We start from the raw sequence: 9,170 nt of genomic DNA, 5'->3' as shown, positions 1-9,170 counted from the left end.
CCATACAATTTAAAATCTGCCATTTCCCTGAACAATATGCTTAACGGTAGTCAAAGTTTCTAGGCTAATAAATCCTCGACGATGACCTTTTTGGTTAGACATGCCGAGAAACACTGAATCTCCCCGCGAGGGGTTGCGGGAAAAACGCGGGGAAGTGTTGATGTAGGTAGAAGCGCTGTTAACTCCTAAAGCAAACTGCCGACTTTCCTGGTAAGATTCAGTAACGATAGAGTCGGCATGACCACTGCTGTGTTCATTAATCCAGGCGATCGCACCCTCTAAGCTATCCACCAGTTTAAAAGCTACTGTCTTAGTTAAATAAGGGTTTCCCCATTCGCCCTCCTTCACTAGGTGTAACTGGGGAAAGGCTTGTACTAGTTCCGCATCACCTTTAATTTCAAAGCCTTTTTCCATCAAGCTGTTCCACAGAACTGCTAAGGATGATGGCAAGGCTTGACGATGAATTAGTACCTTTTCAATCGCATTAACTTGATCGGGTTCGCTTTGATGGCTATCAAGAATCATCCAGCGCACCATTTCTAAGCTGGAATTTAGCGACCAGTAGAGGTAACAGTTACCCATCGCTGACTTTAAGACTGGGCAAGTTGACTGTCGCACTACCTGCTGTATCAAGCTAGTCCGTCCGTAGGGAATAACTAGATTTACGTATTGGTCTTGGGTGACTAAATCCCGAATGGAAGCACCACCTTCGGCTGCGATCAGTTCTACACAACCCGGAGGTAGTCCAACTTCTGCGATCGCATTTTGCAGTGCCTCAGCGATGGCGGCGTTGGAATGGCTAGCTTCAGTACTGCCTTTGAGAATTATACTATTGCCAGTTTTGATGCAAAAACCTGCTGCGATCGCCCCTAAATCAGGGAATGCTTCATAAATAAATCCAATCACTCCCAAGGGCATTAATTGGGTGTAACTCTGGGAATCTCCTAGTTGATAATCAGCAGTTCTGACGCGCCGCAACGGATCTGATAATTCCCCCAACCGTTGTAGAATGTCTACTGTCATCTCTAGCCTTGTGGGAGTCAGCTTTAGCCAGTCTAATATCAACTCTGGCACTGCCATTTCTCGACTAGCTTCTAAATCCAAGGTGTTGGCTTCTAGAATGTCGTCAAATGAGCGCTCAAGCGCTTGTGCCATCGCCAATACTGCACGACTTCGATCTGCTCCCTTTGTGATCCCCAACTTTAGGGAAGCTTGATAGGCTCGTTGGGCGCTAGTAATTGGTTCGGGGTGGTCATCTAAAACTTCAACAGTCATTGAGTTAACGTCTGTAGGTAAGCCAGACCATTAATGCTGGCAGAATAGCTAATAGCACCGCCACCATTGCCCAAGCAATAATGCTGGAACCATTTGCTAATCGCAGTGCTAACGGCAGCCATATAATCACTAGCACGAAAATAATGCCAAGTGCTATAGGCAGATAGCTTTCTCCCAAGCGGGGATGGACAACATGCCAACTATTTCCCATCCAACGCCAAGCCCGTTTGTAGGGATAGGTGGTGGAAAGCTGTTCTAGGACATGACCATTATCTTCTACTACAAAGATTTGCTGACAGCGATCGCAACCAAATGCTTCTGTCAACGTAATCGGAATTAACTGACCCCGGCGACGACAGGGACAGGGGTATTCAGCATTGAAATCTATTTTTTCGGGTTTTTGAGATTGCACAAGCGTTCTAGTAACTTGAGCGTGTTTTAACACGAACTACGACAATATAATCCTTTGGTAAATGCAATAGAAGCTTCTGCTACTATAAATTGCTCTCTTTATATACATGGACTAGCGATGCAAATATCGCCATGATTGCAAACAGTAGATGCAGCCGACTCTAAGTATCATAATTTTCATATCAGTACGGAGTTTTTTGTTTGTAGTCTTTCCCCGTAGCTGACAATCTTATTTAAAATTTCCTTCTACATAAAATTTAGACACTAATTGACGTTTCAGTGGGAGCATGGGAGCAATTATCCCTTAACGTCCAGACACGATTTAGCTATCCGTGCATAAGTTTCGATATTTTTTAGATGTATTTAAATCTTAGCTAGCAGTGTGCTGAGATTTAAATACATCAACCCGCTTTAAGAGACTAAGACCTTTAAATTCCCCCATAATTTAAACTAGTTTTACTAGATCGGTAAAACCTATCCACGAATACGATAGTTCCACCATATCTAAATTACTTTATATTCTACCTATCTATGAAATTCATGAAAGTTGGGAACGATTCACACGAATACAGTGCGAATCACTCAAGACTGAATGCACCCTAAAAATACTAAACCTCTTGAAGTAAAAACTATCAAGAGGTTCTAGTTGGAAGCGGGTGACGCGATTCGAACGCGCGACATTCACCTTGGCAAGGTGACGCTCTACCACTGAGCTACACCCGCAATCAATTGCCATATATCAATATCTCAGATTTATCCCTAATTGTCAACCCCTTTATTTGGTCTTTTGTCATTGGTCATTGGTCATTGGTCATTGGTCATTAGGTGAATAACAAAGGACAAATGACTAATGACAATGACACGCCCTAGCCTAGTTCTTCTGACTCCGCAGTTAAATTGCCGATGCTGGCACTTTGAAAAGAGGCTGGCAAAGATTGGCTATTACGAGAATACGGCTCTGCTAGGTTAGAACGCAATTGCCGCATGAGGCTTGCCATTTCTAGGGCGTTCAAGGCATAATCCCAGCCATGATTACCTTTGATGCCTGCCCGTTCTAAGGCTTGCTGCATAGTGTCTACTGTCAAAATGCCAAAAATTACTGGCACTCCAGTTTGAAAACTAGCGGCGGCAATGCCTTTAGAAACTTCGGCGGATACATAATCAAAATGGGGTGTTTGTCCGCGAATAACTGCACCTAGACAAATTACAGCATCATAACGATGGGAAAGTGCTAGTTGGCGAGCTACTAAAGGTACCTCAAAACTTCCCGGAACCCAAACATAGTCAACCTGATTACCTTGGGGGTTAGGATCTACACCGTGGCGTTTCAAGCAATCTTGACATCCCTCTAGCAGCTTTCCGGTAACAAGGTCATTGAATCGACCAATCACCACTGCAAACCGCAAAGGCTCCGTTTGGGTAAAAGTTCCCTCGAAAACTGCCATGACTGCCTCTTAATCAACTATAGTTCTGGCCAATATACATTTCTTATTTAAATGTAGAGGAGCAGGAAAGCACGGTTAGAAAAAAGGAAATCGGAAAAAATTTCTTCTTTTCTCCTTTGGTCAAAGACCATTGGCTTTTCTGCCCCTCTAGTTCTTATATTATGTGCCTGCGCCAGAGCGAAGCGGTCGCCTACACGACAAAAAAGTTTAACAAACCAACTAAAAATACCAAACCAATCCAGACACCAGAGCCAACCCAGATCAGTTTTTTAGATTCACCCCAACTTTGGGGAGTTGCATAAGCAACAGGAACGCCCACAACCAGGATAAAAGACAATAGGACTAGACCTATCAAGGCAAATTGGAATATTATGGTCATTTTTGCTTCTCCCAATACAGCGAAATACTAAGGATAGAATATCCTAAAGGGCGACATTGACACTTTCTTATTATTTTTAAGCTAGCAGAAATTGCAACATTTTAGTCATTTGTCCTTTGTCTAAGTACCGATGACTAATGACTCTTAATTATGGATTTAATTCTTTGCCACACGACAGCAGATTTTGACGCACTAGGAGCAGCTGTAGGGTTAACGCGCCTACTACCAGGAAGTAAGATTGTGCTGACTGGCGGTTCTCACCCTCCTGTACGGGACTTTTTAGCATTGCATCGGGATGAATATCCGCTAATTGAACGCCGTTCGGTGAATCCTGAAAAAATTCGTTCTCTGACTGTGGTGGATACTCAACAGCGCGATCGCTTGGGTAAAGCTGCTGAGTGGTTAGATTTACCCCATCTTGGAGAGATTATAGTTTATGACCATCACTTAGGACAAGAATCAGATATTGCCGCGACGCGATCGCATATTTCTTCAGTAGGAGCCACCACAACTTTAATTGTGGAGCAATTGCAACAACAGCAAGTTTCCCTGAGTTCTGCCGAAGCAACGGTAATGGCTTTAGGTATTCACGTTGACACTGGCTCCTTAACATTTGACCAGTCCACACCACGGGATGCCTTAGCTTTGGCTTGGTTGATGCAACAAGGTGCGAGTTTGTCAGTAATTTCTACTTACCGTGACCCTGGCTTGTCTTTGCAATTGCAGCAGTTATTAACTGAGGCGTTGGAAAATTTAGAATATCTTTGTCTGCGTGGATATACGGTTGCTTGGGCAACTCTTAAAACAGATGCTTTTGTGCCGGGGTTGTCGAGTCTGGCATCGCAACTAGTGGAATTAACTGAAATTGATGCCCTACTGTTGGCTAATGAGTATCTAGGTAAAGGGGATTCAAGCTTAAGTGTGATTGGGCGATCGCAAATTCCCAAAACAAATCTTAACCTATTATTCAAACTTCTAGGAGGCGGGGGTCATTCCCAAGCCGCATCACTAAACATCAGAGGAGTTGATTCACAAGCAATCTTAAAACAACTCCTTGACGGGTTAAAAGCGCAAATTCCCCATCCCCCCACCGCGAGGGATTTGATGTCCTCTCCTGTCCGCACGATTCTGCCTGAAACCACAATTGCCGAAGCACAGCGAATTTTGTTGCGCTATGGACACTCTGGTTTATCTGTAGTCGATATTCAAGGGCAACTAGTAGGTATTATTTCGCGCCGGGATATTGATATTGCCTTGCATCATGGATTTAGCCATGCGCCAGTCAAGGGTTACATGACCACAAATCTTAAAACGATTACACCAGATACAACACTGCCACAAATTGAGTCGCTGATGGTGACTTATGATATCGGGCGCTTACCAGTATTGGAAAATGAGCAGTTAGTTGGTCTTGTCACTCGTACTGATGTGTTGCGGGAATTACATCAGGAAAGGGATGAAAACCGAGAAGGGGGAGAGAAAGAGAGACAGAAAAGTAATATTAATCTCCCGCAATTGCAAAATAAACTTACTCCTCAGTTATGGCAATTACTCACCATCGCATCGCAAGAAGCCGAAAAACGAGGTTGGCATCTTTATCTTGTCGGGGGTGCGGTGCGGGATTTGCTGTTAGCTGAGACAGCAGATAGCTTGATGATTAAAGATATTGACCTAGTAGTTGACGGCTTTCACAAATCAGCAGATGTTGGCGCTGGTGTGGAACTAGCAAAAGCACTCCAACAACTTTATCCTGCGGCTCGTTTAGAAATCCACGGGGCTTTTCAAACTGCTGCTTTGTTGTGGCACAAAGACCCAGAATTAGATTCTCTTTGGGTAGATATTGCCACGGCTAGAACAGAGTTTTATCCTTACCCGGCGGCGAATCCAGAAGTTGAGGCGAGTTCGATTCGTCAAGACTTGTATCGTCGAGATTTTACCATTAATGCGATCGCTTTGCGGCTCACCTCTCCCCGCTCCGGTGAGTTACTCGATTTCTTTGGCGGTTTACTGGATTTACAAGCTAAACAAATTCGGGTTTTACACCCCAATAGCTTTATCGAAGATCCCACCCGCATTTATCGCGGCGTGCGCTTTGCCGTGCGCTTCGGATTTGAAATTGAACCGCAAACGGAAGAGTTTATTCGCTATGCCATCAACAGTGGTGTTTACGATCGCACTTCTCAAGAGAATACCAAAACTCCAGCCCTGCAAACTAGACTGAAAACAGAATTAAAACACATCCTAGAAGCCCCATACTGGAAATCGGCTTTGCAGTTACTCGATAACTTAGGAGCGTTGCAATGTATCCATCCTACTCTAAAGTTAGATGGTTTACTCTTGCGACAATTACGTTTGTTAGAACGTTGTTTGCGGCGATTTGATGCCGAACAAACTCTCATTCACTGGCAAATGCGTTTAGAAGCATTAATCGCCCACCTAGCACCTGAACATGGGGTGAAAGTAGCACAAAATTTGCAATTACAAGAGGATAGCATTGTTAGGTTGAAAAACTTAGCCCAAAGCTTTAGTCAAGTAATGGAATCTTTACCCAATTTGCAACGCCCCAGTCAACTAGTGCAGTTGTTGCGACAGTACGATTTACCAATGCTGATTTTAATTGCTTTGCAAAGTCCGCGAGAAATTAGACATCAAATTTGGGAATATTTAACAGTTTGGGCGAATGTGCAGCCACTATTAAATGGCAATGATTTAAAGAAACTTGGTTACAAACCAGGGCCACAGTATCGCCAAATATTAGATGATGTAGTTGCTGCCACTTTGGATAGAGTGATTAAAGATAGGGCTGAGGCTGAAGAGTTTTTAGCCAACCATTATTCTCTGTAATTTATATTTCCCAGATATGGTTTTTATGCAAACACAAACACCAAAAACATACTCCACTCCAGAAGAATATTTACAACTAGAGGAGACATCAGAATCCAAAAATGAATATAGAGATGGAGAAATAGTTTCTATGCCTGGTGGTACGACTAATCACAATGAAATTGCTCTGAATTTTTGCACAAATTTTAAATTTACGATGCGGGGTAAAAATTACAAATTTTGCGAATTGAGGTTTGAGAAGAATGCCGAAAAAATCAATATTGTTAGCGGAGAATTTAGCATACAAACTCAGCGCAGATAGAACTTTGTTTCAAGAAGTTCATGTGAATATCGACGCGGGCGATCGCATTGCTTTGGTTGGCCGCAACGGAATAGGAAAATCAACCCTACTCAAGATACTTGCAAGTCAAATCAGCCCCAATACAGGCTCAGTTTTGCATCATGGTATGGTCTATTATTTGCCACAAATCAGCACTATCAGGCAAGAAATTACAGCAGATACAGTACTTGAATTTTTAATTTCCATCTCTGATGAATGGTGGAATATTGAGGAGATTCTACAAACACAATTTCACACAATACTTGACTTATCTTTACCAATTACTAACTTGAGTGGTGGAGAACTTACAAAACTATTTCTCGCAATCGGATTATCTCAACAGCCCAACTTACTGTTGCTAGATGAGCCAACCAACCACATGGATTTGCAAGCTTTAGAAAACTTAAGACAATTTCTCCAAAATTTCACTGGCGCGTTTGTAATTGTCTCACATAAACCTTTTTTCTTAGACCAAGTTACAGATGTTAGTTGGGAACTCACACCTGATGCTTTGAAAGTATATGGAGGGAATTTTTCTCGGTATCGAGAACAGAAAGAAATAGAGTTAGAGGTGGCGTTGCGATCGCACGAAGTCGCCAGAAAGGAACTCAAACGTACCCAAGCCACGGCTATACAAGAACAGCAACGCGCAGCCCAATCTAGCCGCAACGGTCGCGCCAAGTTTCTGAATGGTAGTATTGATAGAATGGCAGCAGGACTAATTAAAACCAAAGCTGAGGTGTCTACCGGAACTGCAAAAAAGAAACATGAGGTTGCAGTAGCCAAGGCTAATCAAAAGGTTGCAGAGACGAAAGTCAAAACGACGAAAGTCACAAGTATTCAGCTAGAAGAAAAAAATCAAAAGCGCCGAAATCTAATTAATATCCAGGGTGCAAATCTTAGGGTATCAGAACGTCTCTTGATTCAAAATATTCAATTACACGTGTCCTCTAGCGATCGCATTTCCATTATCGGCGCAAACGGTTCTGGTAAATCGAGTCTGGTAAAGGCAATTTTGGGAATGGAAAACCAAGCAGCAGTTTTGGAGTCAGGTGAGGTTGTGCTTGCACCAGCGATGAAAGCTTTATATCTCGATCAAACCTATGAATTGGTAAATCGCCAATGCACAATCCTGGAAAATATGCAAGCTGCCAATCCCGATCTCAGCTATCAGCTTTTGCGTCAACAGTTGGGACACTTCCTCTTTAAATATGATGACGTTCAGAAAAGCGCGTCTGTATTGAGTGGGGGTGAGTTGGCAAGATTAGCGATCGCTATGATTAGTATCTCAGAAATCGATCTACTGATTCTCGATGAGCCAACTAATAACCTGGATATTGAAACTGTTGAACAAATGGTAGTAGGTATCAATGATTACCAAGGAGCTATTTGGGTAATTTCCCACGATATCGATTTCCTCAGCCGGATTAATATTACCCAAGGTTTCAAATTGAGGGAACAAACTTTGCAAACGACGACTTATTTACCGAGTACACCAGAGCAATATTATCGAGAGTTGCTGGAATGTCATAAATAAAGCGATCGCATTCTTTTAGTGTATATGTCAGGAAAAAGTTTATCTATATCAGCTTAACTCTCAATAATTGGTAATTCCTGAATAATACTTTTTAGCTTCATACAATTTAATATTAATTTTCAATAGGAAAATCAAGCAGTGAGGGTATATCAAAACAGAATTTATCTAAATCCGTCTGATACAAATCAATAGTTTCCCAAGAATATTCTTTACCCCATGTTGCTTTAGCTTCAACTTTTGCCCAGGCTATTACCTCCTTTCTTTCTTGCTCATTTAACCCTGAAGCGATCGCTTGTAGTGCTTTGATTGTCAACTCTCGATTTACCGCCCACAGAATTAACGTTGCTTCATAACAAATTCCCAGACGCACGTATGAATCTTCCTCTGGAATTGGTGGCGGTGCATTACCCTCAATTTGTTTTATTAGTTCTCCTCTATTGCTAACCAATTCTTTAATGTCTGGCAAAATTGGAACTAGTGCCACAGGGGGCGGAAACTTGTTATGACTCCAACCACTAGCTAAACAAAAAGGTGCTTGAATAAGCATTTCTTCTTTCGGAAAAGCAGCGTAACCCAAAATAACTTCCCAGCGATGCAACATCGAGCCAAATTTGTGATTTAGGAAGTAAACCCACACCCAGCGCTCGAAATCAATCGCCACATCCTGCCCCATTTCTGCTGCTAATTGTTTCAGCGCCTTGGTAACAATCTCTCGCCGAAGTTCACCTTGCTTTTCTACTTCCTGTCGTCGCTGTTTGTATTCATTTATTGCATTTGTATAAATTCTTTGCCAAACTTATGGTCGATCTAATATGGGTTTTGGCACTCCCATTAACTCTATAACCCGCATTTCTCACAAGCTTCAGGCGTTTGATAGAGCAGAGGAGCAGAGGGGCAGGGGAGCAGGGGAGAGTTCAATGTGCCAAGTTCAATCCCCTCTGCCCCTCTGCCCCTCAGCCC

The 9,170-nt window shown here is 42.7% G+C and carries 7 protein-coding genes, 1 tRNA gene and 1 pseudogene; 3 read left to right on the top strand and 6 right to left on the bottom strand.

Annotated elements, in window-relative coordinates:
- Positions 1-9: 9 nt before the first annotated feature.
- From CDG79_RS36970 to psbZ, 5 genes are all read right to left on the bottom strand, one after another.
- On the bottom strand, positions 10-1,275 hold the full coding sequence (locus CDG79_RS36970) for a glutamate-5-semialdehyde dehydrogenase (RefSeq protein ID WP_094346525.1): 1,266 nt from the start codon (positions 1,273-1,275) through the stop codon (positions 10-12).
- Positions 1,276-1,279: 4 nt separating this feature from the next.
- Positions 1,280-1,687, bottom strand: coding sequence for a hypothetical protein (locus CDG79_RS36965; RefSeq protein WP_041565838.1), 408 nt, complete (start codon positions 1,685-1,687; stop codon positions 1,280-1,282).
- A 650-nt stretch (positions 1,688-2,337) separates the two neighbouring features.
- Positions 2,338-2,409, bottom strand: a tRNA-Gly gene (locus tag CDG79_RS36960).
- Positions 2,410-2,552: 143 nt separating this feature from the next.
- A complete protein-coding gene (gene ribH / locus CDG79_RS36955) occupies positions 2,553-3,131 on the bottom strand; it encodes a 6,7-dimethyl-8-ribityllumazine synthase (protein ID WP_094346524.1) in 579 nt (192 codons plus the stop codon).
- 190 nt (positions 3,132-3,321) lie between these two features.
- Positions 3,322-3,510, bottom strand: a complete 189-nt coding sequence (gene psbZ / locus CDG79_RS36950; RefSeq protein ID WP_094346523.1) for a photosystem II reaction center protein PsbZ — start codon at positions 3,508-3,510, stop codon at positions 3,322-3,324.
- Between the two features lie 150 nt (positions 3,511-3,660).
- Between psbZ and CDG79_RS36945 the strand changes: the two genes are divergently transcribed.
- From CDG79_RS36945 to abc-f, 3 genes and pseudogenes are all read left to right on the top strand, one after another.
- Positions 3,661-6,354, top strand: a complete 2,694-nt coding sequence (locus tag CDG79_RS36945) for a CBS domain-containing protein (RefSeq protein ID WP_094346522.1) — start codon at positions 3,661-3,663, stop codon at positions 6,352-6,354.
- A gap of 25 nt (positions 6,355-6,379) precedes the next feature.
- Positions 6,380-6,571: pseudogene (locus CDG79_RS36940) on the top strand (Uma2 family endonuclease); the annotation flags it as partial.
- 25 nt (positions 6,572-6,596) lie between these two features.
- A complete protein-coding gene (gene abc-f, locus CDG79_RS36935) occupies positions 6,597-8,210 on the top strand; it encodes a ribosomal protection-like ABC-F family protein (protein ID WP_094346521.1) in 1,614 nt (537 codons plus the stop codon).
- Between the two features lie 112 nt (positions 8,211-8,322).
- On the opposite strand, the gene CDG79_RS36930 is transcribed toward abc-f, so the two are convergent.
- The gene (locus CDG79_RS36930) at positions 8,323-8,871 is read right to left on the bottom strand and encodes a hypothetical protein (RefSeq protein ID WP_143855701.1); all 549 of its coding nucleotides are present in this window, start codon (positions 8,869-8,871) and stop codon (positions 8,323-8,325) included.
- Between the last annotated feature and the right edge of the window lie 299 nt (positions 8,872-9,170).

It is taken from the genome of Nostoc sp. 'Peltigera membranacea cyanobiont' 232, assembly GCF_002245985.1.
GTDB lineage: Bacteria > Cyanobacteriota > Cyanobacteriia > Cyanobacteriales > Nostocaceae > Nostoc.
The sequence above is the reverse complement of the archived record's forward strand: the minus strand, read 5'-3'. Positions and strand labels throughout refer to the sequence as shown.

Excerpts from the sequence above, each read along its gene's own strand:
- CDG79_RS36970 (WP_094346525.1), bottom strand. The coding sequence starts at position 1,275 with ATGACTGTTGAAGTTTTAGATGACCACCCCGAACCAATTACTAGCGCC.
- ribH (WP_094346524.1), bottom strand. The coding sequence starts at position 3,131 with ATGGCAGTTTTCGAGGGAACTTTTACCCAAACGGAGCCTTTGCGGTTT.
- psbZ (WP_094346523.1), bottom strand. The coding sequence starts at position 3,510 with ATGACCATAATATTCCAATTTGCCTTGATAGGTCTAGTCCTATTGTCT.
- CDG79_RS36945 (WP_094346522.1), top strand. The coding sequence starts at position 3,661 with ATGGATTTAATTCTTTGCCACACGACAGCAGATTTTGACGCACTAGGA.
- abc-f (WP_094346521.1), top strand. The coding sequence starts at position 6,597 with ATGCCGAAAAAATCAATATTGTTAGCGGAGAATTTAGCATACAAACTC.